This window comes from Arcticibacterium sp. GJ41-1 (genome assembly GCF_055808875.1).
Genome location: NZ_CM147888.1, coordinates 3,001,304 through 3,027,091, shown reverse-complemented (window position 1 = coordinate 3,027,091; position 25,788 = coordinate 3,001,304). Strand labels below are relative to the sequence as shown.

Below are 25,788 nucleotides of genomic sequence, written 5' to 3'. Positions count from 1 at the left end.
TATAGAAAAGGCTATATTGAAAAATATTCAAAACCATATAATGACAAGTTTCCTTTCCGAATCCGCAGAATCAGTATTTAAAGCTAATAAACTAAACGAACTAAAAGATGTTTGTGTGGTCTTACCAAGTAGGAGGGCCACGTTCTTCTTTAAAAAGGAATTGGCTAATTTATCCGAAACACCTTTTATATCGCCAAAAGTATTTGCGATAGATGATTTTGTCTGTAATCTATCAGGTCTCCAAATCTCCGACCAAGTATCGCTTATCTTTGATTTGTTTGAGTGCTATAAATTATTTGACAAGTCTGTAAAGTTTGAGGAATTCATCACTTGGGCACCCACCGTTTTAAAAGACTTTGATATTATTGACCAGTATTTGGTACAGGATGTAGAGGGGCTCTTTGATTACATGAGCGAGGCTGAAGCTTTGAATCGTTGGCAACCCGATAGTGAAAAGGCGATTGAAACCACGGCTCAAACGCATGCTTATTTTGAACTATATGATAACCTTAAAAAAGTCTATTTTGAGTTTAGAAAACGACTTAATAAAAAGGCATATAGAGGCATGGCTTACAGGTTAGTAGCGGAAGATTTAGAGCAGATAGTGGACGCCGATTTGGGATATCGACATTTCTATTTTATTGGCTTAAATGCCTTAAGTAAATCGGAAGAGAAAATCATAAGCACGCTTGTAGATAACAAGATGGCGACTTGCTTCTGGGATACTGATGAATGGTTTATGAACACTAAACATCAAGCTGGCGATGTTTTAAGAAATTATAGAAAGAACAAACCTTTTGGTGAATGGAATGAGCCAAAAAAGTTACTGCAAACCACCGAGAAAGAGATTAATATTTTTGAGTCTCCATTTAACTCTTTACAAGCAAAAGTGGGAGCCGAGTTTTTGACAGACCAAAACACGGTCTTTGTAGTTCCTGACGAAAATCTTATTCAGCCTTTACTGTTTTCCATGGGAAATGAGGTAGAGGAGTATAACATTACCATGGGTTTGGGTATGGGCCAATCCAAGCTTTCTGCTTTAATTAATACCATATTTGAACTTCAAGGTATTGGTGCTTTTCAATCAAATACTGGTACCAGGTTTAGTCATGCCTTTATTCAACGCATTCTCACCGACCCACTTATTAAAAGATATGAGGTCAAAGTTTTTGATTCGAAAAATCCATTTTCGGCAAAAAAGCAGGACATCATAAATAAAAATCAGGTATACGTTTCGGAAAGGGAAATGAGCACTTTTGTGAAAGACGAAGGGCTACTTAAAGCTCTTTTTACCTCGTGGAATAATGATGCACAAAAGGCAATTCAAGGTCTTAAAAGTATTACAGAACATCTCAGAGAACAGATTTTTGAAGATTTAGACAGTATGGAGAAAGAATTCTTCATGTTGTTTTATTCGGTTTTAAATAGGCTTCAAGATGAATTAGGAAAACATGCAGACCTTAGTATCCTTTCCATCAAACTTTTGCTCAAAGAGCTTTCTAAGTTAGAGCGAGTTCCTTTTACGGGTGAACCCATTGCTCCTTTACAAATCATGAGTTTGCTGGAGACTCGTTGTTTGGATTTTGACCATGTAGTGCTTTTTTCATTTAATGAAGGAATTATTCCAGCGTCAAGCAAAAACAACTCATTGATTCCTTATGAAGCTTGTATCGCTCACGGAATGCCTGTTTTTAATGACCAAGATTCTATCATGGCTTATCACTTTTATCGTTTGCTTATGCGGGCTAAAAAAGTGGATATAATATTTACCAATGCCAAGTCCACAGGCATAGGAGGGAGTAAAGACCCCAGTAGATTTGTACTACAGTTAATGGAAAACCTTGCAAAAGAGAATCCATTGATTAAAATAGAGAAGAAGCTAGTAGAGTTTAAGAAGGCTGAAAATGAAGAGGGTATACCTTCCATAAGTATTCAGAAAAATGAAACTACTAGAGAGTTAATCAAAGCTTATCTAGCTAAGAAGGGCTTATCGGTTTCTTCCATATCCCAGTATTATAGCTGCTCGCTGATGTTTTACTACTCTAAAATTCTAGGACTAGAAGAATCGGATGAGATTGAAGAGACTTTTGCGGCTAATGCTTTTGGAAACTGGATACATGAGAGTATTGAGATTATCTCAGAAGAGGTAATTCAATTAAAAACATTAATACCAGCTGAGCTAAAGCCAAAGGTAAAAGCAGCTATCCCTTGGGTCTTAGATAGGGTTTTCAAAAAGCATTTTGAAGGATACCAAGTAGAAACTGGTATTAACCTCATATATAGGAAGATGGCTGAGAACTTGTTACTTCAATATTATGAGAAGTGTATTTTTGATGGAAAAGACCGTTTGGTTTTATCTGTTGAAGATAAGTTTGTTCATAACCTCAATCTCAAGATAGGAGATGAACTCATATCTTATTTTATCAATGGTAAAATTGACAGCATAGAATTGGAGGATAATAGCCTTATGCTTATTGATTTTAAAACTGGAGGGATTAAATCTGGAGAATTAAATCTAAAGGCAAAGAGCTCACTTCTAGAAACTTTCCAGCATCCTGATAGGTCAAAATTCAGACAGTTGGTAGTATATAAATATTTGATTTATAAAGAACTAGAGCGAGTGTCGTCAATAAATGGTTTCGCCATTCCTGCCAATACAGAAATTAGCCCTGGAATGTATTCTTTTAGAGATTTAGGGAATTTTCAAGGCTTAAAAGAATTTGAGAAGGGAGAAATTATTAAGGCCACGGAGACGGCTTTTGAAGAATTGGTAGAAGAGTTATTGAATTCAGATGTGCCTTTTGAACAAACATCTGACCTTAAAGTATGCGAGTATTGCTCGTTCAAAACCATTTGTCATAGGTAAGTGAAAAACTTTAAAATTTATTTTATGAGTCAATATATTATTTATCAATTAGATAGGTTAAAATGTTGAAATATTTAAGAAAAAACTTCTTCATAACACTTGACAATGTCAAATTGAAAAAATACCTTTGCACCTCAATTCTGAATAACCGAAAGATTCAGAGTTAAAACAGAGAGATGGCAGAGCGGTCGAATGCGGTAGTCTTGAAAACTATTGACTGTTACAGGTCCGGGGGTTCGAATCCCTCTCTCTCTGCTTCGAAAGCCTTTTCAGGAAACTGGAAAGGCTTTTTTTTTGTATTTTCGTTTCTATAAATAAACAACAGTTATTATGTGGGAAGAGAAAGATGATAAACTTAGCAGGTCATTTACATTTAAAGACTTTAGTGAGGCTTTTGCGTTTATGGCAAGGGTGGCTTTGGCTGCTGAAAAAATGGGCCATCATCCAACATGGGATAACGAATGGAATAAAGTGAATATAAGTCTTTCTACACACAGTGCAGGCAATAAAGTGACTGAGAAAGACCATGAATTGGCAAAAGAAATTGATAACATTTTATAAGTTAAAATGTTGATAACCAATATACGAAAAAGAGGAAAGTGGATTAAATGTTAAAAGTCGCTGGAGAGCGACTTTTAATTTCGGGAGAAAAACATCTTGAAGTTATGTCTTCAAGAGTGTTATAATAGTGGTTTATCTCAGAAAAGACACAGTAATGTAGCCCTAAAGGTGCTTTCCACACAGTTGAGCTAAGTGTATTTAGTAATTTGAAGACCTTGGCCTTGTTCTTAACTTTGTTACATAGCTCTTAGGAGCGGTAAGTCCTTGTTCTCCTTTTAACTTAGTAAGAAGTAAAATGATAAGGCCTAAAGTGGTTAGTGTTAAAATGATCATGTTATTGGCTATTATGGTTAGAATATCTAGCTTATTTCAAAAACTTTGCCTAAAACATTGAAAACTATAGAATTGTATAAAAAAAGTTTAATTTACTTCTTAAAGCAGGATATATGCCACTAAAAATTGTGCCTACACCAATAGGTAATTTGGAAGACATAACCCTTAGAGCCATTAAAGTGCTAGAAAGCTCTGATTTGATTTTGGCCGAGGATACTCGCAAGTCGGGCATTCTCTTGAAACACTTGGAGATTAAAAGACCCATGCAGAGCTTTCATATCTTTAATGAGCATAAGCAACTTGATAATGTCATTAAGAATTTAAAAGAGGGTAATACCATTTCTTTAATTTCTGATGCGGGTACGCCAGCCATATCAGACCCAGGCTTTTTATTAGTGAGAGCTTGTATTGAAAATGATATTACGGTAGAGTGTCTGCCAGGTGCTACAGCATTTGTTCCAGCCCTTGTTAATTCTGGTTTACCTTCTGATTCTTTTGTGTTTGAAGGTTTTCTTCCTCCTAAAAAAGGGAGAAAAACTAAATTAGACAGTTTAGCGGAAGAGCCTAGAACCATGATATTCTATGAATCTCCACACCGACTTCTAAAGTGTTTGAATGAATTTATTGCCCTATTTGGCTCTGAAAGAAGAGCTTGCGTTTCTCGGGAATTGACAAAAATTCATGAAGAGAATGTACGTGGAACATTATCCGAAATTCTTGCTAATTTTGCTGACCGCTCCATAAAAGGAGAGATTGTTATAATTGTAGAAGGTTTAAACAGAAAAAAATCTAAATGAGCTTATTAAAAGGTAAAGTAGCCCTAATTACTGGTGCATCAAGAGGAATTGGTAATAGCATTGCCAGAGAATTTGTAAAACAAGGTGCCGATGTGGCGTTTACTTATTTATCTAGTGTAGAAAAAGGTGAAGCTCTTGAAAAAGAATTGGCTGTAGAAGGTGTAAAAGTGAAAGGCTACCGTTCAGATGCTTCTGATTTTAAAGCTGCCGAAGAGCTAATAGCTAACGTAATTGCAGATTTTGGAAAAATAGATGTCCTAATCAATAATGCGGGAATCACCAGAGATAACCTTCTTATGAGAATGACTGAAGATCACTGGGATGATGTTATACGAGTTAATTTGAAATCTATTTTCAATTTAACAAAGGCCATCACCAGACCTATGTTGAAGGCTAGAAGTGGTTCTATTATCAATATGACATCGGTAGTAGGTCTTACGGGTAATGCTGGACAGGTAAACTATTCTGCTTCTAAAGCAGGTATTTTAGGTTTAACCAAGTCTGTAGCCAAAGAACTAGGTTCTAGAGGAGTAAGGTGTAATGCTATTGCCCCAGGTTTTATAGAAACAGAAATGACAGACGCCCTTGACCCAGAAAGTCTTAAAACATGGCTCGCAGGTATTCCGCTTAAAAGAGCAGGACAAGGCAGCGACATAGCAAATGCATGTGTCTTCTTAGCATCAGATATGTCAACATACATTACCGGTCAAACCTTAGTGGTAGATGGCGGAATGGTTATGTAATAATCGCTAATTAATGAATTCAAAGCTCGTTTTTCAGGATCCTTTTTGGTTTGTTTTAGTATGCTTAGCTGTGGGTATTGCCTACGCTTGGCTCTTATATTCTAAGAAAACTACTTTAAGTAAAAATGCTAATTGGGCATTATCTGCAGGACGAGCTTTGTTGGTTTCATTAATTTGCTTTCTGCTTTTAAATCCGCTTTTGCGGTCAAATGCCACCAGAACACTCAAACCTATTTTAGTTTTAGGAATTGATGATTCTGGTTCCATGAAAGATTTGGGAAAAGAGGCTTTAGAGACTTTAAAGCAGAGTTTAGAAAACCTTTATGATGGTTTGTCAGATTCTAACTATGATACAGAAGTAAGGCTATTGAGCTCTTCTGAACGCCTAAATGCTTTTGATTCATTAAATTTTAATGCTAAAAAAACCGACTTTGGTAGTTTCTTCAGAAGCATCAATGAAGAGTTTAGCGGACAGAACCTTAAAAAAGTAGTTTTAGTATCCGACGGAATAGCCAATGCTGGTTTATCTCCATTGGCAAGACCTTTTCCTTTTCAAGTGGACGCTTTGGGTTTAGGAGACAGTACTGTAAAGCGAGATTTAGCCATCAAAGGGCTAAAAGCTAATAAACTAGCCTACCTCGGAAATTCATTTCCTATTGAGATTGATATTCAGGCTAATCTTTTTAGTGGCAGAAGCACCACACTTTTAATTAGAAAAGACCAAGAGATTCTAGAAAGGAAAATTGTTGCTTTTAATTCAGATGATGATTTTAAGACCATCTCATTTAAAATAAATGCCTCTGATATAGGTAAACAGCGTTATTCGCTCCAACTTTTACCTTTAGAAGGCGAAAGCAATACAAGGAACAATTACCGAGATGTCATTATTGACGTAGTTGATGGTAAAGAAAAAGTACTTTTAGTAGGACTCACCCCACATCCCGACATTAAGGCTCTTAAAGCTATTATTGAGAAAAATTCACTTTTTGAATTGACTGTGGCCTTGACTCAAACAACAACTCCTGCAGAAATTTTAAGTAAAGAGTTTGATATTCTGATATTGCATCAGATGCCTGACACCAAAGGTTTATCAAATGACATAGCCACTAGGTTATTATCAAAAATGAAACCGACCTTCTTTATTTTAGGTGCTCAAAGTGATTTAAGTCGCTTTAATGGTATGCAAGAAGTTGTTGGAATTTCTGGGCAATCTGGTAAAACGGATAAGGTAACTGCATCCTTTAACAATTCTTTTGGAAGGTTTATTTCAGAAGAATCTAAAAGAGAAGTCATTTCAAAATTGCCGCCTGTTATCACTCCTTTTGGGGACTATAGAACATTCCCTGGAGTAGACATTATACTTTATCAAAAAGTGGGTAGTGTCTTAACTGATAGACCGTTATTAATGGTAAATACAAATGTCAATAGAAAGGCAGCCGTATTAGCAGCAGAAGGAATTTGGCAGTGGCGTATGGAAGAGTATTTCATGAATGAAAATCATGAAGCAGTAGATGATTATATCCTTAAGACCTTACAGCTTATTTCAGTAAAAGAAGATAGAGCAAAGTTGAGAGTATATAGTTCTCAAAACGAAGTTGACATTGACGAATCAGCCGTTTTTGTAACAGAAGCGTATGATGATTTGTACGAGAAAATCTACGACGTTGAAGTGAATTTAAACATTAAAGGGCCTGGATATGCTAAAAGTTTCAATTATCAAGTGACAGAGGATAATTCCACTTTTGAGCTCTCCGATTTAGAGCCAGGTGTTTATAATTTTGAAGCTGACGCTGTTATCTTAGGAAAAAGGAATACTAGCAAAGGACAGTTTGTGGTGAAAGACAAAGATTTAGAGTTTATCAATACCACGGCTGACTTTGATTTCTTACGCACTTTAGCCTCTAAAAATGGTGGGAAGTTTTATAAATCCGACCAAATTGGTGATTTATCCGCTGCTTTAAATAGCGACAAAGCCCCTTCCAAACTTATTAATACAGAAGACCTTCAAGAAATCATCAACCTCAAATGGCTTTTACCGCTATTATTACTGTTAGCTAGTTTAGAGTGGGGTTTCAGAAAGTATTTCGGTACATACTAAGACATGAATTATCAATTAGCAGAAATTAATGTTGGGCGTATAAAAGGCGTCGATATTAATGACCCTATTATGAAGGAATTTGTTGACAACTTAGATGCTGTCAACTTATTAGCTGAAGAAAGCAAGGGTTTTGTCTGGCGATTAAAAGATGAATCTAACAACGCCACAGCTTTAAATCCATTTAACGACGAGCAAGTTATTATCAATATTTCTGTTTGGGAAGATGTAGATTCTCTCATGAATTACGTTTATAAATCATTTCATACTGATTTTCTTAAAAGACGTAAAGAGTGGTTTAAGACATACGGAAAAGTTAATACGGCTATGTGGTGGATTAAAGAAGGAGAATTTCCAACAGTAGAAGAGGCTGTGGCCAAAATAAAGTACCTTCAAGAAAACGGTCCTTCGGATTTAGCTTTCGATTTTAGAAATCAATTTCCAAAACCGGAATCAAACAAAAATTAAACATGGCAACATTTAAGATAGGAGATAGGGTTAGAATGCTTCGCTCTTCAGAAGAGGGCATTGTAGTCAAAATCAAAGGTGATTTCATTGATATAGAGACTACCGATGGTTTTGAGTTGCCCACCATGGCTTCTGAGTTGGTTATAGTGGCAGAAGCAGAAAAAGAGTATTTCAATGTTTCTGAGACCAAAAAGTCTGAAGAAGCAATGGAGCGTATTATTGAAAGAAACAGGGTTTATAAAAATCAAGTTTCTATCGCTTTTGACCAAATTAACGACTTCCTGCTAAGGCCATATTTTATAAATGAAACTTCAAAAGAAATCTCATTTGTTCTTTCTTTGAGCAAGAATGGTGAGTTTTTAAATTTTGTTTCAGGAAATTGTGCTTCAGAATCTGAAACAAGAATCTATGAAGATTTGAAGAAAGAAGATTTTGAAAGTTGGTCAAAATGGAAAATGGACCTAGTTTTCTTTGAAAAGGAAAAACCAAATGAGCCATTAAGAACTATTGAGTTCAAACTAAAGGCTACTAATCTTTTCAAAAACAAGATGAACTTCCCGTTTTCAGAAAGAACTGGTTTTCTGAGAACTATCTCTTTGGCTCCTAAAGAAGAGCAAGTAGAGTTACCAAAGCCAGAAAGTCCTTTTTATGATGTTTATGCCTTTAATAAGACAGAGGTATTTGACCTTCATGCTGAAAAATTAGAAATCCAATCTGACAATCCTGACGTAATCTTTAATAAGCAGAAGAGTTATTTCACAAAGAAGATTGATATCGCAGTAGCAGAAAACTTAGTGGAATTAACTGTTATTCACGGTGTAGGAAACGGTCATCTTAAAAATTTTATACACAAACACTTAGCATCTCATGAACAAGTGGAATGGTTTAAAGAGGCACAAAAAGAGAAATTTGGATACGGGGCCACGTTGGTTCACTTTAAGCCATAGTCTTTTATTTATTAGCCTAGTATTATTAACGGCTTGTGGTAAAAAGCATACTGCAGAAGCCCCCTCAGAAACATATAGTTCTGCTGGTTTAGATAGTCTTAGCAATAAGGTATCTTATCTTACTGTGCCTTTAAACATAGATTTAAGGGAAGTGGAAAAGCAGGTGAATCAAAATTTCAAAGGCCTGATTTATGATGACGACTCTTTTTCGGAAGATGACCTCAAATATAAAATTTGGAAAAACGATGACTTAAAGTTCAAACATCGTGGTGATGGTGTTTTTGAGTTTAAGGTTCCTTTAAAGATTTGGGTTGAAAAGCGTGTCAAAATATTAGGTATGACTCAAACGCCAAGTACGGAGTTTGAAATAATAGCCAACTTCACGTCAAAACCTTTTATAGCAGCCGACTGGAAGCTCAAATCCGTCACTAATGCAGAAGGTTTTGAATGGGTAACTCAACCAAAATTAACTTTGGGAGGTTTTACAGTTCCTATTACTAGCATAGTAGGTGGTATTATTGATAATTATCAAGGAACCATAGCAAGACTTATTGATACCAAAATTTCTGAAGAAATTGATTTAGTGAGCCCAGTACTTAAAGTTTGGAATAATATAAAGGCACCTGTCAATCTTTCTTCGGAGTATAACCTATGGTTACAAGTAATTCCTCAGGATGTGCTCATGACGGCTCTTAATTTTGATAATAATAGCATAAATACTTCTGTAGCCATAAAGGCAATTGTAAATTCCAGTGTTGGTAAGGCTAATAAATCTGTCAATGTTTCTACAGAGCTACCGCCAATCAAATTTGCTAAAACTTTACCAGAAGGTTTTGGAATTCATCTGTATAATTTGGTCACGTTTAATGAAGCTGAGAAAATTGCCAAAGGAATGTTCATTGGTAAAAAAATGACCATTTCTAGTGGAAAAGAAATTGAAATTACGGGCTTAAGAATTTATGGAGGAAAGGATAATAAGGTAATTATTCAGGTCAATACCATAGGAGATATGAAAGGAACTATCTTTTTAACTGGCGACCCTGTTTATGATGAAAAGAAGCGAGAAATTATCTTAAAGAATATTGATTTCGATATTAAAACGAAAAGTTTACTTGTCAAAACAGCATCTTGGTTAATGTCAGGAAGCTTTGCTAGGCAGATAGAAGACAGTTTCGGAATACCAGTTGACCCAATTTTTAATGGAGCCAAAAGCTCCATTAACGACCTCCTTAATTCTGAATTTAAGAGTGGTTTGAGTCTTAAAGGAAAATTGAAAGACATTTCGGCTGGTGCTGTATATTTAAAATCAGAAGGTTTGATGACTACTGTCACAGCATCTGGAAATTTAGAAGTAAAATTAACTAGCTTTGCACCGAAGAAATAAGCCGTCTTATCGCTGCCTAGAATAAGGGAGAGGAAAGTCCGAACAGCATAGAGCATCATGCTACCTAACAGGTAGGGGGTAAGTGGGCAACCGCTTATTTACAGCAAGTGCAGCAGAAAGTATACCGCCAAGCCTCGGTTTGGTAAGGGTGAAAAGGGGAGGTAAGAGCTCACCGCATTGGCAGTAATGTCCGTGGCAATGTAAACCTCATGAGCTGAAAGATTAAATAAGTTCTGAATTTCTACTGACTCGGTAGAATGCCTTCGGGCTGTCAGGATGGGTAAATCGTTAGAGGTTTGAAGCGATTCAAATCCTAGATAAATGATAAGAGTTTTGAGCAATCAAGATACAGAATTCGGCTTATAGGCTTATTTCTTTTTTTAGATTTTAATATTCACTTAAAATATTTGAGTGAATTTATTTTTATAGAATAATAATTTGTACTTTTGCAGTCCAAAAAATAACCGAGGGACGGGTTCCCTCACAAACATTTAAATATGGCTGTTAAAATCAGATTAGCTAGACACGGACGTAAGAAAAGAGCAATTTACGATATCGTAGTAGCGGATGCAAGAGCACCACGTGATGGTAAGTTCATTGAGAAATTGGGTCAGTATAACCCTAATGTTACTCCAGCAGGATTAGTATTAAACAACGAAAGAGCTTTACATTGGTTAATGGTAGGTGCTTTACCTACAGATACCACAAGAAAAATTCTTTCTGTAGAAGGATTGATGTACCAGAAACACCTTCAAGTAGGAGTTGAGAAAGGTGCTATATCTCAAGAAGATGCTGATGCAAAGCATACTGCTTGGGTTGAAGCAAAAGCTAAGTCAAGAGAAGAAAGAATAGCTAAGCTTGCAACAGGTAAGGCTGATATCAAGAAAGCTGCTCTAGCTGCTGAAACTAAGAAGAAAGAAGGTATTCTAGCAAAAAGAGCTGAAGCTGAGCAAGCACTTATAGCTGCTGCTGAAGCTGAAGCAGCTGCTAAATTAGCTGCTGCTGCCCCTAAGGTTGAAGAAGCTGTAGAAGAAACAGCTGAGGCTGCTACAGAAGAAGCACCTGCTGCAGAAGCTCCAGAAGCTGATAAAGAGTAATTCATAAAGAATTCTATTATTGAGAATCCTCGCCCCAAAAGCGAGGATTTTCTTTTTTTACAGGCATCAGGTATTTAATGCCTCTCTTAGTGCTAGGATGAAAAGAATAAATAATAGAAATTTACATTAGAAATCTTCCAATATAATTATGACAAAAGAAGAGTGCTATTTCCTCGGTAAAATCACCAAGCCGCATGGTTTGAAGGGTGAGGTAATATTATGGATGGATGTGGACGTACCAGAACTTTACGAAAACATGGAGTCTGTTTTTTTAGAAGAAAACGGAGAGCTGGTTCCTTACTTTTTTGAAAACTTACAAATTCGTGGGAAAAAATCCATTGCCAAGTTTGAGGATATGGAGACCATTGAAGAAACAGAAAGTATTATCAATTGTGAGGTTTACTTACCTATTGATAATTTACCGGTTTTGGATGACAAGACATTTTATTATCATGAATTGCCCGGATTTCAATTGAAAGAAGAAAAGACAGGTGAGATTATTGGTGTAATAACAAAGGTGTATGAAGGTGCTGGTCAAGATTTAATTGCTTTTGAAATTGAAGGAACTGAGGTCTTAGTACCAATATCTGATGATATTGTGAAAAAGATTGAACGAGATAATAATATCCTAAATGTCAATCTTCCAGAGGGGCTAATAGAGATATACACAGAGAATTAACATTCACACTCTATGAGAATTGATATAATTACCTGTTTACCAGCCTTATTAGAAGGCTTTTTTTCTACTTCTATTGTTAAGAGAGCAATGGATGCTGGAACTGTAAGTGTCAACATTGTAGATCTTAGAGATTTTGGCATTGGCAAAAGCCGTCAGATAGATGACTACGCTTTTGGTGGGGGTGCAGGTATGGTGATGATGATGGAGCCTCTTGTAGACGCCATTGAACACCTTAAGTCGGAAAGGAAATACGACGAAGTAATCTACATGACGCCAGATGGAGAATTGCTGCAACAGCAAATGACCAATACACTTTCCTTATCAGAAAACCTGATGATAGTCTGTGGACATTACAAAGGAATTGATGAAAGAGTAAGAGAAAAATACATTACCAGAGAAATCTCCATAGGGGACTATGTACTGAGTGGGGGAGAGATTCCGGCTGCAGTGCTTTCAGATGCAATAATTCGTTTAGTTCCTGGTGCTATGAATGACGAAACATCTGCACTGACAGACTCCTTTCAAGACGGTCTGTTATCGCCGCCAGTTTATACAAGACCTGCTGATTTTAAGGGAGTTAAAGTACCAGAAGTATTGCTTTCTGGTAACTTTAAATTGATTGAAGACTGGCGAACAGAAAAAGCTTTGGAAAGAACCAAAGAGCGACGTCCAGATTTGTATAAAAAAACATTGTAAAACAGGTCAAAAAAAGTTATTTTTGGAATTAGAAAAGAGTGAAAAATTCACTTCCAAGAATCTATTAACCTAATGTTCTTCACAAACTAATTTATGGCAGAGGAAAACGATAATCCAATTCCAGAATCAAGTCCGAAAGGAAATATTATTCCCATCAATATTGAAGACGAAATGCGAAGTGCATACATTGATTATTCAATGTCTGTAATTATTTCGCGAGCTCTTCCTGATGTAAGAGATGGTTTTAAGCCAGTTCACCGTCGTGTACTTTACGGTATGTCTGAACTAGGCGTTTATCATAATAGAGCTCATAAGAAATCTGCCCGTATTGTTGGGGAGGTTTTAGGAAAGTATCACCCACACGGTGACTCTTCCGTTTATGACACCATGGTTCGAATGGCCCAACCTTGGTCCTTAAGATATCCGTTGGTTGATGGGCAGGGTAACTTTGGCTCGGTGGATGGTGACTCTCCGGCAGCAATGCGTTATACGGAGGCTCGCTTAATGCGAATAGCCGAAGAAATGCTTGCTGATATCAACAAAGAAACCGTTGATTATCAAGGTAACTTCGATGACTCCTTAACAGAGCCATCTGTACTTCCGGCTAGAATTCCGAATTTATTATTAAACGGAACTTCTGGGATTGCGGTAGGTATGGCCACAAACATGGCACCTCATAATCTAACAGAGGTAGTTGATGGTATCAAGGCTTACATTGAAAATAAAGACATTGAAATTGAAGGTCTTATGGAGCACATAAAGGCTCCAGACTTTCCTACAGGTGGAATCATTTATGGTTACTCTGGGGTTAAATCAGCCTTTGAAACAGGACGTGGCCGAATTGTGATTCGTTCGGTTGCTAACTTTGAGCAAACTAAAACAGGTAAGGAGCAAATTGTTGTTACTGAAATTCCATATATGGTCAATAAGGCCAATATGATTGAAAAAACAGCGGCCCTTATCAATGACAAGAAAATTGAAGGTATTTCTGACATGCGTGACGAGTCTGATAGAGATGGTTTGCGTGTGGTTTATGATCTTAAAAGAGATGCCGTTCCCAACGTAGTTCTTAATAACCTTTATAAATACACTCAATTACAGTCTTCATTCAGTATTAATAACGTGGCTTTGGTAAAAGGCAGACCTTATACGCTGAATTTGAAAGACATGATTGTGCACTATGTGACACATAGAATTGAGGTAATTACTAGAAGAACTGAATATGAATTAAGAGAAGCTGAAAAGCGTGCTCACATCTTACAGGGATTACTTATTGCCTTAGACAATTTAGATGAGGTAATTGCTTTAATCAGAAAATCTAAAGATCCTGACGAAGCTAAAACTGGTTTGATTACTAAGTTTGAGCTTTCTGAGATTCAAGCGAAGGCTATCCTAGACATGCGTTTACAGCGTTTGACTGGTCTTGAAAGAGATAAGATCATAGCTGAGTACGAAGAAATCAAGAAATTGATGGATAGGCTTAATGAAATTCTTGCTTCTGAAACAGTGAAAGAAGAATTAGTTATTGAAGACTTAGAAGATATCAAAGCCAAATATGGTGATGAGCGTAGATCTAGAATTGAAATGGCAGGTGGCGATTTCAACATTGAGGATATGATTCCTGATGATGAAATGTTGGTGACTGTTTCTAATGAAGGTTACGTAAAAAGAACTGCTCTTCAAGAATATAGAACTCAAAATAGAGGAGGAGTAGGCTCTAGAGCTGTAAAGACTAAAGATACAGACTATACGGAGCACCTTTTCTCTGCCACTAATCATAATTACCTTTTATTCTTCACAGAGAAAGGAAAACTATATTGGTTAAGAGTATTTGAAGTGCCTGAAGGTAGCAAAACTGCAAAAGGTAGAGCTATTCAAAACTTGATTAATATTGAATCGGATGACAGAGTAAGGGCAGTTTTAAATGTCAAAACTCTTGTAGACGAAGATTATATCAAGAATAACTACATCATCATGTGTACTAAAAATGGTACCGTGAAGAAAACTTTATTGGAGCAATACTCTAGACCACGTGTCAATGGTATTATTGCGATAAATATTAAAGATGATGATCAGTTATTGGATGTTTCATTGACGAATGGTAACGATTACATTATTATTGCCGCTAGTGCTGGTAAAGCTGTAAGATTCCATGAGACTGCTGCCAGACCAATGGGTAGGGGAGCAAGCGGTGTTAGGGGTATCAAATTAGCCGAAGGCGATAGTGCTATAGGAATGGTAACGGTAAGCCGAGAAGATACTCAGTTAATGGTGGTATCTGAAAATGGTTACGGAAAGCGTTCTAATATTGATGAATACAGAATAACATCAAGAGGTGCTAAAGGTGTTAAAGCCTTGAACATTACAGAGAAAACAGGAAAACTTGTAGCAATTAAGGAGGTAACCGATGAGGATGACCTTATGATAATTACCGTTAAGGGAATTGCGATAAGAATGAGTGTTTCTGACCTAAGAGTAATGGGAAGAGCTACCCAAGGTGTTAGACTTATTAAGCTAAATGATAAAGATGCTATAGCATCCGTTACTCAAATAGTGAAAGAAGATGAGATTGAGGATGATGAGCTGAATCCTGAAGAAGGAGAGGGCACTGTAGAGACTCCTCCTACAGAAGAATAAATTGTTAAAATGGTGTTAAATCCCGATTAACATGTAAACTATTTGATGGGTTTCATGTCAAAAGGACAAATAAATAAAGTGATAAATTAAATAAACCTAGATGAAAAAAATAGTTTTTGCATTGTCATTCCTTGTAACTGCTCAGCTTTCTCAAGCACAGAGTGTAATGGACTTGGCAAATGACGCACAGTGTCAAACTCAAGAGAACCTTCTTAAGCCAATGTTGAAAAGTTCAGAACATGCTAAAAGAGGATTAAAACCAACTACATGGATTAGATTGGCAGAAGGATATGCTAATTATACTACGTCTTGTGGTAAAGACTCTACCTCTGCAAAAAAGGCTTGGGATGCCATCCATAAAGCACAAGAGCTAGATACAGATGGAGATAATACTGAAGACATTAAAGCTGTTATGACCGGCGATTTAATGTACAGTGCTGTTATGAATCAAGGAGTAGCCCACTATAATGTAGGGGCCTTGGAAAAGGCTGTTGAATTATTCCTAATTGGGATGGAAGTACAGCCAGCTGATACATTATCAACATTTTATGCTGGTATTGTTTCAAATCAACTTGGAAATTATGACGATGCTGTTAAGGCATTTACACAGTATATCGATGTTGCTAATGGTAGAGATGCAGCTTCTTATTACACATTAAGTGTAATTGAAAAAGAAAAAGGTAACCTTGAAGAAGCTATTAATTGGCTTAAAAGAGGTGTAGCAGATACTGGTGATAAAGACATTCAAGGTGAGCTTATCAATACTTACATCAAAAACGAAATGTTAGATGAGGCAGTAGGAGATATGGAGAACCTTGTAGCTTCAGACCCAACTAATACTAACAACCTTTTGAATCTTGGGATTCTTTATGACAATCAAGAAGAAAATCAGAAAGCCTTAGATATTTATTCAAAGGTATTGGAAATGGATCCGGATAACTATGACTGTAACTTTAACCTTGCAGTGTTTTACTTCAATGATGCCGTTGAGATTAAAAAGGAAGTAGATGCAATGGATATGAAAACTTATCAGAAAGAAGGTGCAGCTATTGAAGCTAAGGCTTGTGAGCAGTTTAGACAAGCTAAACCGTATTTTGATGCTTGCGATAGAATCAAACCTGGTACTGCTGAAATAGAGGAAAATCTAAAAAGCCTAAATAATGTACTTACACAGTGTAAATAGTTTGGGTTAGATTATTCATAATATCTTAGAGAGAAAAGGCTATACAAATATGTATAGCCTTTTCTCATATAACTCTATTTAACATAATATATATTATATAACTTTCATGAATAATTGAAAATATCGTATTTAGTATTATTCAATGGCAAAACTCGTTACACAAAAACTTAAGCCATTACATTAACTATAAGATTAGTTTTAAGTATAAAGAATTATCTATGTAAGTAAAAGTACACCTATGACTAGCATATATCTAAATCATACAAACGAAATCTATTCTAAGTATTTTAAGCAGGTTTAAACTCCTGTAAAGTGCCATCATTATAAAATACCATAATCTTATCTATAGGCTCACCAGAGGAATCTTTATGCGGCTCGCTGGCCATCAGGGCCTCACTTAGTCCAGCTGACTCATAATCGGTAAAAGTTTCCCCGGTATGACAGATTACAATTTTTACAATGCTTTTTTTAGGTACATTGTCGGCTATGGCATTAGAGTCAGAAGACACACTCCCTTGTTCTGCTATTTTATTTAGCAATTGTTTATCAAGATGATTACCATCAAAAGTCCAATCGATTCCTAGGTCTGGAAACTTTATAAGTATTCGTTGTATAATATCTAAGCTTGCTTTATTTCTACTAGCAAAAAGGTGGCTCATTACAGGTCTGCTAATGCCAGTATGATCAGCAAAGCGTGAACTCGTGTAGCCTAGGTGCTCTGCTATTTGCTTGATTTTTTCATTTAATTCTATACTTTTCTTTTCCATTTTTTACTCTTTGATTAACAATTAAAGGCTACATACTTCTCTATTTATTTACAAATGTAAAGCATAAAATTTACAAACCCAAACTATATAATTTACTATTGTTAATTATTTCGATTGTGCGTTGTTTACAATTGTTTAGTAAAGTTTCGACAGTGTGTATCTTAAAGCACAAAATTCATATTACACTCTTAAACAGTAGTTTATATTTTAATATTTTTCAGCTATATTCAAGAAATGTATCACTTCAGGGGTTGGCGATCTAGAATCAAGTCAGCATATTTTTCATTAAAAATTAAACTTATTTGTAATACATGCTTGGAAGTTAATATATAATTTACATATCTTTGTATCACAAACAGCAAGTCTTTTGGGGTTCCAATGACTTATAGTGCTTTCCTATAAATACAATAATTAAGGAGCTGAAGCTTTTTAATTTCGAGAAATAGAAAAACCCCGCTTATTACAGCGAGGTTTTTCTATTTATTACCCACCTAAGGGCTAGTACAATACACTTCGAACTTAAACAGCTATGTCGTTTTCTCTTAAAGCATCATTTAATGACGTTTTAAGGTCTGTACTTGCTTTACGCTTTCCTATTATTAAGGCACATGGTACTTGATATTCACCTGAAGGAAACGATTTAGGAATTGTCCCAGGTATTACTACAGAGTCATCAGGTACAAATCCTTTATAAACAACTGGCTCACTTCCTGTAACATCGATTATCTTTGAACTCTTGGTAATAGTTACACCAGCACCTAAAACGGCTCTTTTCCCAATATGTACACCTTCAACCACTATACACCTAGAACCTATAAAAGCCCCGTCTTCTATGATGACCGGAGATGCTTGAGCTGGCTCTAATACACCACCAATTCCAACTCCACCACTTAAATGTACATTTTTTCCAATTTGAGCACAGCTACCTACGGTTGCCCAAGTGTCTACCATTGTTCCCGCATCTACATATGCACCAATATTTACATAAGATGGCATAAGTATAGTTCCTGGAGCTAAATATGCACCATAGCGAGCTACAGCTGGAGGCACAACTCTAACACCTTGCTCAGCGTAATTAGTTTTCAAATCCATTTTATCATGGAATTCGAAAATGCCAACCTCTTGAGGGACCATTTTTCTTAAAGGGAAATACAAAATAATGGCTTTTTTGACCCATTCATTAGTAACCCAAGCTCCATCTACGGGCTCAGCCACTCTCAATCTACCTTTATCTACTTCTTCCACCACCCAATTGACGGCCTCTTTTACTTCTTCTTTCTTAAGTAACTCTCTATCATCCCAAGCACTTAAAATCAATTCTTTTTTTTCTGTCATTCTAATAGTTTCTATAATATTTCCTAATAAAGTAAAACTTAAACAATAAAACCTCAAAAAACTGTTTACTAGTCATTTACAATCCGTGAAACTGAGTAAAATTATTTTCTCGTTTTCGACTTATTTCTGACCAAAGAATATTTGGATTTCCTTAAAAACAAAACTAATAAGAAATTTGATAAATGAGATAGAATACGACAGAGATATGCTGAACGCGGATTAAGGAGGAGGGTCACTCCCCTAGCCCACATTAACAAAGCGGGATTACAGTTACGGATGCTATTTAAATTAGCATCATTGAGGGGTAGTTGATCAAGCCTAATAAATTGTACTATTTCACTAACTACTTGACACTTTTGGAGAACACTATTCTTATAGATTTAAAGTGCTATTTTTGTATATCATTTACCATAAAATTACGATAAGAAATGAATGACATTAAAGTTGCTATTAATGGTTTTGGAAGAATCGGAAGATTAGTCTATCGCCAGATTTATGACATGAAAGGGATTGACATCGTTGCGATAAACGATTTGACAGATCCTGCAAGTTTAGCACATTTGCTTAAGTATGACACAGCTCAGGGACGTTTTGGACAAGAGGTTACTGCTACAGATAAAAGTATCATCGTTAACGGTGACGAAATAAACATATATTCTCAAAGAGACCCGTCTCAAATTCCATGGGCTAACCATGATGTAGACGTAGTTTTAGAGTGTACAGGTTTCTTTGCTTCTGATGAAAAAGCTTCTGCTCACATTAAAGCAGGTGCTAAAAGAGTAGTTATTTCTGCTCCAGCTACTGGTGATGTTAAGATGATTGTTTTTGGTGTTAACCATAAAACACTTGACGGAACTGAGACTATTATTTCTGGTGCATCTTGTACTACTAACTGTCTTGCTCCTATGGCCAAAGCATTAAATGATGCTTTCGGAATCAAAACTGGTTTAATGACCACGATTCACGCCTATACAAACGACCAAAATACGCAAGATGGTCCTCATCCAAAAGATTTAAGAAGAGCAAGAGCTGCTGCTGAAAACATTGTTCCTAATACTACTGGAGCTGCAAAAGCAATTGGTAAAGTACTTCCTGAATTAAATGGTGTTTTAGATGGTGCTGCTCAGCGTGTACCTACTATCACAGGGTCTTTAACAGAATTATTTACAGTATTAGATAAGAAAGTAACAGCTGACGAAGTTAACGCTGTTATGAAAGCTGCTTCTGATGATAGCTACGGTTATACTGAAGACCCAATTGTAAGTTCTGATATCATCGGAATTAGCTACGGTTCTTTATTTGATGCTACGCAAACTAAGGTTCAAACTATTGGCGATACGCAATTAGTTAAAACTGTTAGCTGGTATGATAACGAAATGTCTTACGTTTCTCAATTAGTGAGAACTGTTCAATATTTCGCTGGTCTTATCCAGAAGTAAGAGATAAGCACTTAAATACTAAAAGCCCCATTGTTAATTTTAACGATGGGGCTTTTCTATGAATGCTAAGGTGCTAATTAAACTTTCAGCCTGGCAGTTATGTAGTTAATGGTATACCCTTTTTCTACCCAAAGCTGCTCATAATGAGTTTGAATACCATAATGCTCTTGTAATAATGGGGAATTGTATAGGTCATTGGTATAAGTCAATACCTCAAAATCAGGATCGTTCTTTAGCATCTCCAGGCTATACTCATACAGAAAAGGGCTGTCAGTCTTTAAACGAAATAAACCGTCTTTTCTTAAATACTTTTTATAAATATTAAGGAAGTGTTGATTAGTCAAACGCTTTTTCTCTTGCTTCTCACTAGGCTGAGGGTCAGGGTGTATAAGCCATATTTCATGAACCTCCTTATCTTCAAAAAACTCATCCAAATATTGAATCCCAGTTCTAAGGAAAGAGGCATTTGTCAATCCTTTATCTAGAGCTCTTTTACTTCCCCGAGCTATTCTATCACCCTTGATATCAATTCCGATAAAGTTTTTATCAGGAATATTTTCAGCCAAACCAACCGTGTATTCTCCCTTTCCGCATGCTAGCTCTAAGACTAAAGGCTGTGCTTTTTCAAAATGTACTTCATTCCACTTCCCTTTAATGGTATCATAAAGTGGTTTACCTTTTTCTATGACATTTCTGGCTTCCTGATTATGCTGAAATCGATGTCGTTTTCTTCTAGACACTGTTTATAAATTTTCTATTTCGGCAACTAAATATGTGCTGCCTCCTATATATATGAAATCTCCTGGTTTTGCTTTTACCGTGGCTGCCTGTATTGCTGCGTTAACATTGTCAAAACAAGCTACTTTAGTAATGTTAAAATAAATAGCAATGCTATTAAGTTCTTCTTTAGTCTTAGAACGCGGTGAATTAAAGGCGGATAAATAATAATTACACGATTTAGGCAGTATTCCAAGTGTCGTTTCTAAATCTTTATCTGCTGCGAAGCCCAATACAAAGTGAATATTAGAAGCGTTAAGTACTGATATATAATCCTTTAAAAAACTAAATGCATGGCCGTTATGGCCAGTATCACAAATTGTTAAAGGACTTTCAGAAAGCTTTTGCCATCTTCCTTTTAGACCAGTGTTGCTAATTACATTGTTAAGGCCATTGCTAATAGCACGTTTGCTAATGTTAAAAGATGTACTCTTGTTAATAACTTGAATAGCTGCTAAGACTCCTATTAAATTATTCTTTTGGTAAGTACCCCGTAAGTCCAAATCATACTCTTCTTTTGTAGAATTAGTAAAACACTCAACTAGGTATTTAGTTATTAATTCGAAGCCTTTCTCTTGGTATACCTGATATAGGTCTTGAGCATAGATAAGTTCGGAATTTCTGACTAAAGCTACGTCTTTAAAGACTGGACTTGTCTCTGCTTGTCTTTCCGAAATAACTACAGGCACTTGTTCTTTTATAATTCCTGCTTTTTCAAACGCTATTTTTTCTAAGGTGTCACCAAGTACATCTGTATGATCTAAGCCAATGTTGGTGATGAGTGATAAAATGGGATTGATAATATTAGTAGAATCTAAGCGACCACCTAAGCCGGTTTCAATGATAGCTATATCAACATCTTCCTTTGAAAAAAAATCAAAGGCCATGGCTACTGTTACTTCAAAAAATGAAGGCTTAAGATTTGAGATGTATTCTTGATGTTCTTCTACAAAATTTATGACAGACTTTTGACTAACTAAATCACCATTAATTCTAAAGCGTTCTCTAAAATCTTTTAAATGGGGCGAAGTATAAAGACCAGTTTTATAACCAGCTTCTTGAAATATCGATGCTAACATGTGAGATGAACTCCCTTTGCCGTTAGTTCCGGCCACATGAATAGCTTTGAAATTGTCTTGGGGATTACCCAAATAAGAACAGAAAGAAGTAATATTTGCTAAGGTTGGTTTTAAGGCTTTTGCCCCTGCATTTTGGAATGCAGGTAACTGGGCATACAAATATTGAACGGTTTCTTGGTAATTCATCTATGCGAAAAATGTTCGCAAAAATACTAAGCCTTTAACCTAATTGGTAATATTAATAGTAATTGTTCCGCTTGACCTTTTAGGAGGTGTTCCTTGAGGAGAAAGAGAACGGCTTAAACTACGCTGGATATATGACTTGTAATAGTTAGTAACACTAGGGCTCACAGTAGAGCGTTTTACCTGAATGGAAATAACATCACCTCTATCATCTACTGTTACACCAAATATGATTGTTCCTGTTTCTGAGGAAGAATCTTTAGGAGGATTTAAGGCTTTTTTGTTCCAGCCACTTAATCCAGAAATAGAACTTCCTGACCCACCTGAGCCTGGGTTTCCATAAAGGCTTTTGCCATCTGGTGTACCTCTTGGGTCTCCTTGGTCACCTACCGTTCCTGGTGCTCCATCTCCATTACTATTTCCTCCTATGCCGTCTCTAGTACCTGTAGTTCCATTAGAGTTACTACCCGAACCAGACTTTTTCATTACTGAACCTGTATCTACACTTCTGGCTGGAGCCGCTGGCTTAGCTGCTGGTGCTGGTCTTGAAGGAGCAGTACTAGCAGGTTTAGAAGTAGTTTTGGTAGGTGTCTTTTTCATTACCACCGGAGACTTCTCCGCCTCTGATGTAATAACTGGTGTTGCTTTTTGAGGTGTACTTTTAGGTGCCGGTTTAGTGGTAGGTTGCGGTGTAGCAGGCTGTGGTTTGCTTACAGCCTTTTGAGCATCTGCTTTATCAGCAGGTTTTACGTCGTAGTTATTTCTGGAGGCATTTGCCTTATTTGTAGTTTGAATATCGCCATAGCCTGTTAAATCTAAGCCATAGTTTAAATCTACACCCATAGCTATAGGCTCTTCAGCTGGCTCATACAAAATTTTAAAAAAAAGTAAGGCAGCTAAACATAAAATATAAAGTCCGCCACTGATCATCAGTGCTTTCTTTTGGTGTTCTTTATTATCTATTACTAATTCCATTCTCGTCAAAATAAACGGATTTATCTCCGGTAAATTGTTCTATTCTGTTTGACATCGCTTCAGCAGCCTCTATTCCATTAACGGGAACATATACTCTTCTCATGCCATTAACTAACTTTATTTCTGCATCAAACCCCGCATCTCCCATTCTCTTAACGAGTTTTTCGGCGTTTTCTTTTAAATCAAATAGACCAGCGGAAACTTCAAATCTTTTCAACCTAGCTGTTCCCTTTTGCTCTTCTAAGCCCTGTTTTATCTCATCTACTACGTCTTGAGGATTCACATTTTCATCAATTTCACCGTTGGCATCAATATATATAGAATCTGGTTTAGCCTCTGCCGATTGTTCTATTGCCAAATTTTCTTGCTGCCCCTCACCTGCTATAGTAGTTTTTGTCTCAAATGGTTTATAAAGAATAACGTAGTATAAGGCTCCAAAAATCAATAATAAAGGAAGCAAATAGAGTAAATATTTCAGCCATTTGTTATGATTTTCTTCCTCATATTCTAAATCACCTGTATATTCTGTGTTTTCTTCTTCTTCAGTAAGTTCTTCACCTTGTACTTGTGGATATTGACTTATCTCTTCCTGAATTTTTTGAGAAGTAGAAATTGGAACCACTGGTTCCGAAAAGCTTGGTTTGGTATAAAAGTTAAGCTCAGGATTAAATTTACCTTCTAAATATCCTTGGTCTGAAACTGTAATGGCACATACATCTGCCAAAATCATTTTGCCGTTATCGTTTAAACCACTTTTAAAACGTAACAAGTAGTTTTTCAATTGGTCTATGACCTCACCTTTGGATATATTTTCTTTCTCCTTTATATAATTTATAAACTTATCATTGTCGTCAGCATGTAAAAGTCCATTAAAGTCAAAAGACTTAGTCGGTTCTATCAACTGTCCCCCATCCGTAATTTCGGCTTGTGTAAAAGAGGCAATAAAGGCACCTAAGCTAGGAATTATGAAGAAATCTTCTTCATATAATAATTCTTTTAAGTGCTTATCAAAGTTTATCATTTATAGAAAGCCTAATTTTTATAAAGAGACATTAATTCCTACAAGAAAGTTTAAACCTTGCTGTGGGTAATTATAGAATCGCTGGTAATTTTTTCCAATTATATTATTCAGTTTTACAAAAAACGCAAATTGCTCGCTAAAAAGATAGGTAAATTCTGCATTTAAATCTGTAATGGCAGGTAGTTTAACATCTTCTTTGGTAAAAGGGTCTATTGCGAATGTACTTCCAATATAGTAAAAATCAATATTCGAGACTATTTTCTCTGAAATGACAAAAGTATTTCCTAATCGCCCTTCAAAAGATGGTCTATGGTAAGGCTTAGTATAATCTTCAGAAGTTTCGTAGTACCAATAATCAGCTGTTAAATTAGTTCTCCAAAATTCTTTTGGCTGGTAATTTAATTCCGCTGATATATTAACAAAGTCTGACTGGTTATTATCATAGGAAATATCATATTTGCTTAAAGCTTCGGTGTCATTGTTATCTGATGAAATATTAAAGTAATATAGCCCAGTAAACTTGCCATAAGAAGCTTTGAAATTATAATTCAAACCTGAAAATAAATCACCTCGGCTACCTATAAAATACTCTTGGTCTTTTGTGGTGTTTAATATAGATACCTCTGGTTTAAGCCAAGCATTTTCATCCAGCATAGATCCAAGGGTATTTCTAATAATATCACCATCATAACCTGCAAAGAAGTAATATAAACCAGGTGTTTTATACGTCAGGGTTACCGTCGGAAAGCCTTTAGTTTTATTGACTTCAGTAACTTGATCATATTCATTGACTGCTTTAAAGCCGAGCTTAGCATTAAATTGATTAAAGTCTAGATTAAAAGAAGGAGTTACTCTGAATAAATTTCTTTTTTTCACTTCACTTCCCCCCCAAGAATCTGTCCTATTAGTTAAATAAGCCTCTCCTTCTATCATGGCTGTTACCGTATTTTCAATTATAGGGAAAGTTGCATTGAACTGGGTTCCCCATTCTAGTTCCTTAGCCTCATAATTATCACTTAAGTTTCTAAGGTTAGTTTTTATCGAATAATCAATAATAGAATTTGCATTTGTATTTTGAAGTGTAACACCAAAATTTACAATATTTAAAGTTTGCTTAATTTGCTCTTTAAAGTCCTCCGGTCTGAAGTTAATAGTGGTATCATATCCAAAGAAATGGTACTTCCTAAACTCGTAACCTAAATTACCCTTAAGCTCAAAACCGTTTGAATTATATTTTCCATCTACTTTAATCTGGCTAACATTAATTCCAGAATTTTGACCGTCTATTGGTCCTCTTTTGGCAGAATTATGTAAACCATGAACGCCAAAAACTAAGTTTTGACTTTGGTCTGAATTAATAAAAGTCTCCGCATAGAATCTTCCAAAATTTCCAGCTCCCACCTTAAAATAATTAGGATAGCCAGAGCTTTGCGTTCTCCCTCTTTTATTGTCATCAACCGGAGAAACTATATTTGGCGTAAACTCTACTTCTTCTATGCCTACTGGCTTTTTTTCAAAAAAAGTATAAGCCATTTTCCTTTTGGTAGGTGTCTTTTCCTCTGTCGGAATCTTTTCAAAAACCCTATTTGCTTTTTGTAACTCAACGCTTCTTTCTTTGGTAATAGTGATTTCTTCATCACCTATTCCTTTGTTTTGAGACCAAGCAGGTATACTCAAAAGTATTAAAAGCACTATTTTATACGAATTAAACTTCATCTTTTTGCTT

22 protein-coding genes, 1 tRNA gene and 1 other RNA gene are annotated in these 25,788 nt (G+C 36.0%); 16 read left to right on the top strand and 8 right to left on the bottom strand.

The window, feature by feature from the left end:
- Positions 1-40: 40 nt before the first annotated feature.
- The 3 genes from AC0L6O_RS12585 (at position 41) to AC0L6O_RS12575 (ending at position 3,427) form a co-directional block, all read left to right on the top strand.
- Positions 41-2,866: a PD-(D/E)XK nuclease family protein gene (locus AC0L6O_RS12585; protein ID WP_473302794.1), complete on the top strand. Its 2,826-nt coding sequence runs from the start codon at positions 41-43 to the stop codon at positions 2,864-2,866.
- 170 nt (positions 2,867-3,036) lie between these two features.
- A tRNA-Ser gene (locus AC0L6O_RS12580) sits at positions 3,037-3,121 on the top strand.
- A gap of 75 nt (positions 3,122-3,196) precedes the next feature.
- Entirely contained in the window at positions 3,197-3,427 is a 231-nt protein-coding gene (locus AC0L6O_RS12575; protein ID WP_473302792.1) for a 4a-hydroxytetrahydrobiopterin dehydratase, read from the top strand.
- A gap of 198 nt (positions 3,428-3,625) precedes the next feature.
- Here the strand turns inward: AC0L6O_RS12575 and AC0L6O_RS12570 are convergent, their stop codons facing one another.
- Complete coding sequence (locus AC0L6O_RS12570; protein ID WP_473302791.1) at positions 3,626-3,760, bottom strand: hypothetical protein; 135 nt, start codon at positions 3,758-3,760, stop codon at positions 3,626-3,628.
- 113 nt (positions 3,761-3,873) lie between these two features.
- On the opposite strand from AC0L6O_RS12570, the gene rsmI reads away from it, so the two are divergent.
- The 12 genes from rsmI to AC0L6O_RS12510 all read left to right on the top strand — a co-directional run bounded on the left by rsmI (position 3,874) and on the right by AC0L6O_RS12510 (position 16,486).
- Positions 3,874-4,557 (top strand): 16S rRNA (cytidine(1402)-2'-O)-methyltransferase, encoded by a 684-nt coding sequence (gene rsmI, locus AC0L6O_RS12565; RefSeq protein WP_473302789.1) that lies wholly within the window; start codon positions 3,874-3,876, stop codon positions 4,555-4,557.
- Positions 4,554-5,300, top strand: a complete 747-nt coding sequence (fabG, locus tag AC0L6O_RS12560) for a 3-oxoacyl-[acyl-carrier-protein] reductase (RefSeq protein ID WP_473302788.1) — start codon at positions 4,554-4,556, stop codon at positions 5,298-5,300. The genes rsmI and fabG overlap by 4 nt, the downstream gene beginning before the upstream one ends.
- 13 nt (positions 5,301-5,313) lie before the next feature.
- Entirely contained in the window at positions 5,314-7,398 is a 2,085-nt protein-coding gene (locus tag AC0L6O_RS12555; protein ID WP_473302786.1) for a vWA domain-containing protein, read from the top strand.
- A gap of 3 nt (positions 7,399-7,401) precedes the next feature.
- Positions 7,402-7,863, top strand: a complete 462-nt coding sequence (locus AC0L6O_RS12550; protein WP_473302784.1) for a DUF3291 domain-containing protein — start codon at positions 7,402-7,404, stop codon at positions 7,861-7,863.
- Positions 7,864-7,865: 2 nt separating this feature from the next.
- Entirely contained in the window at positions 7,866-8,810 is a 945-nt protein-coding gene (locus AC0L6O_RS12545; protein WP_473302783.1) for a Smr/MutS family protein, read from the top strand.
- Positions 8,731-10,194 (top strand): DUF4403 family protein, encoded by a 1,464-nt coding sequence (locus AC0L6O_RS12540; RefSeq protein WP_473302781.1) that lies wholly within the window; start codon positions 8,731-8,733, stop codon positions 10,192-10,194. Before AC0L6O_RS12545 ends, AC0L6O_RS12540 begins: the two co-directional genes overlap by 80 nt.
- An RNA gene (rnpB, locus tag AC0L6O_RS12535) (RNase P RNA component class A) lies at positions 10,188-10,573 on the top strand. The genes AC0L6O_RS12540 and rnpB overlap by 7 nt, the downstream gene beginning before the upstream one ends.
- 118 nt (positions 10,574-10,691) lie before the next feature.
- Positions 10,692-11,291: a 30S ribosomal protein S16 gene (locus AC0L6O_RS12530; protein WP_473302780.1), complete on the top strand. Its 600-nt coding sequence runs from the start codon at positions 10,692-10,694 to the stop codon at positions 11,289-11,291.
- Between the two features lie 148 nt (positions 11,292-11,439).
- Positions 11,440-11,970 (top strand): ribosome maturation factor RimM, encoded by a 531-nt coding sequence (rimM, locus tag AC0L6O_RS12525; RefSeq protein WP_473302778.1) that lies wholly within the window; start codon positions 11,440-11,442, stop codon positions 11,968-11,970.
- A gap of 12 nt (positions 11,971-11,982) precedes the next feature.
- Positions 11,983-12,666 (top strand): tRNA (guanosine(37)-N1)-methyltransferase TrmD, encoded by a 684-nt coding sequence (trmD, locus tag AC0L6O_RS12520; RefSeq protein WP_341225110.1) that lies wholly within the window; start codon positions 11,983-11,985, stop codon positions 12,664-12,666.
- 93 nt (positions 12,667-12,759) lie between these two features.
- Positions 12,760-15,303 carry a DNA gyrase subunit A gene (gene gyrA, locus AC0L6O_RS12515; RefSeq protein WP_473302776.1) on the top strand — a complete coding sequence of 848 codons (2,544 nt, stop codon included), beginning with the start codon at positions 12,760-12,762 and terminating at the stop codon, positions 15,301-15,303.
- A 100-nt stretch (positions 15,304-15,403) separates the two neighbouring features.
- Positions 15,404-16,486: a tetratricopeptide repeat protein gene (locus tag AC0L6O_RS12510; RefSeq protein WP_473302774.1), complete on the top strand. Its 1,083-nt coding sequence runs from the start codon at positions 15,404-15,406 to the stop codon at positions 16,484-16,486.
- A 287-nt stretch (positions 16,487-16,773) separates the two neighbouring features.
- Here AC0L6O_RS12510 and AC0L6O_RS12505 read toward each other — a convergent pair whose 3' ends face one another.
- Both AC0L6O_RS12505 and AC0L6O_RS12500 read right to left on the bottom strand, forming a co-directional pair.
- On the bottom strand, positions 16,774-17,253 hold the full coding sequence (locus AC0L6O_RS12505; RefSeq protein WP_473302772.1) for a helix-turn-helix domain-containing protein: 480 nt from the start codon (positions 17,251-17,253) through the stop codon (positions 16,774-16,776).
- A gap of 519 nt (positions 17,254-17,772) precedes the next feature.
- Positions 17,773-18,588, bottom strand: coding sequence for a 2,3,4,5-tetrahydropyridine-2,6-dicarboxylate N-succinyltransferase (locus AC0L6O_RS12500; RefSeq protein ID WP_473302770.1), 816 nt, complete (start codon positions 18,586-18,588; stop codon positions 17,773-17,775).
- 428 nt (positions 18,589-19,016) lie between these two features.
- Between AC0L6O_RS12500 and gap the strand changes: the two genes are divergently transcribed.
- Positions 19,017-20,027: a type I glyceraldehyde-3-phosphate dehydrogenase gene (gene gap, locus AC0L6O_RS12495; RefSeq protein WP_473302769.1), complete on the top strand. Its 1,011-nt coding sequence runs from the start codon at positions 19,017-19,019 to the stop codon at positions 20,025-20,027.
- A 77-nt stretch (positions 20,028-20,104) separates the two neighbouring features.
- Here gap and trmB read toward each other — a convergent pair whose 3' ends face one another.
- Genes trmB through AC0L6O_RS12470 form a run of 5 tightly spaced genes read right to left on the bottom strand, consistent with a single transcriptional unit; the run spans position 20,105 to position 25,778 of the window.
- A complete protein-coding gene (trmB, locus tag AC0L6O_RS12490) occupies positions 20,105-20,767 on the bottom strand; it encodes a tRNA (guanosine(46)-N7)-methyltransferase TrmB (RefSeq protein WP_473302768.1) in 663 nt (220 codons plus the stop codon).
- A gap of 3 nt (positions 20,768-20,770) precedes the next feature.
- Positions 20,771-22,069: a bifunctional folylpolyglutamate synthase/dihydrofolate synthase gene (locus tag AC0L6O_RS12485; RefSeq protein ID WP_473302767.1), complete on the bottom strand. Its 1,299-nt coding sequence runs from the start codon at positions 22,067-22,069 to the stop codon at positions 20,771-20,773.
- Between the two features lie 39 nt (positions 22,070-22,108).
- Positions 22,109-23,041 carry a hypothetical protein gene (locus tag AC0L6O_RS12480; protein ID WP_473302765.1) on the bottom strand — a complete coding sequence of 311 codons (933 nt, stop codon included), beginning with the start codon at positions 23,039-23,041 and terminating at the stop codon, positions 22,109-22,111.
- Positions 23,022-24,062, bottom strand: coding sequence for an HU domain-containing protein (locus AC0L6O_RS12475; protein ID WP_473302763.1), 1,041 nt, complete (start codon positions 24,060-24,062; stop codon positions 23,022-23,024). The genes AC0L6O_RS12480 and AC0L6O_RS12475 overlap by 20 nt, the downstream gene beginning before the upstream one ends.
- 18 nt (positions 24,063-24,080) lie before the next feature.
- Entirely contained in the window at positions 24,081-25,778 is a 1,698-nt protein-coding gene (locus AC0L6O_RS12470; RefSeq protein ID WP_473302762.1) for a TonB-dependent receptor, read from the bottom strand.
- Between the last annotated feature and the right edge of the window lie 10 nt (positions 25,779-25,788).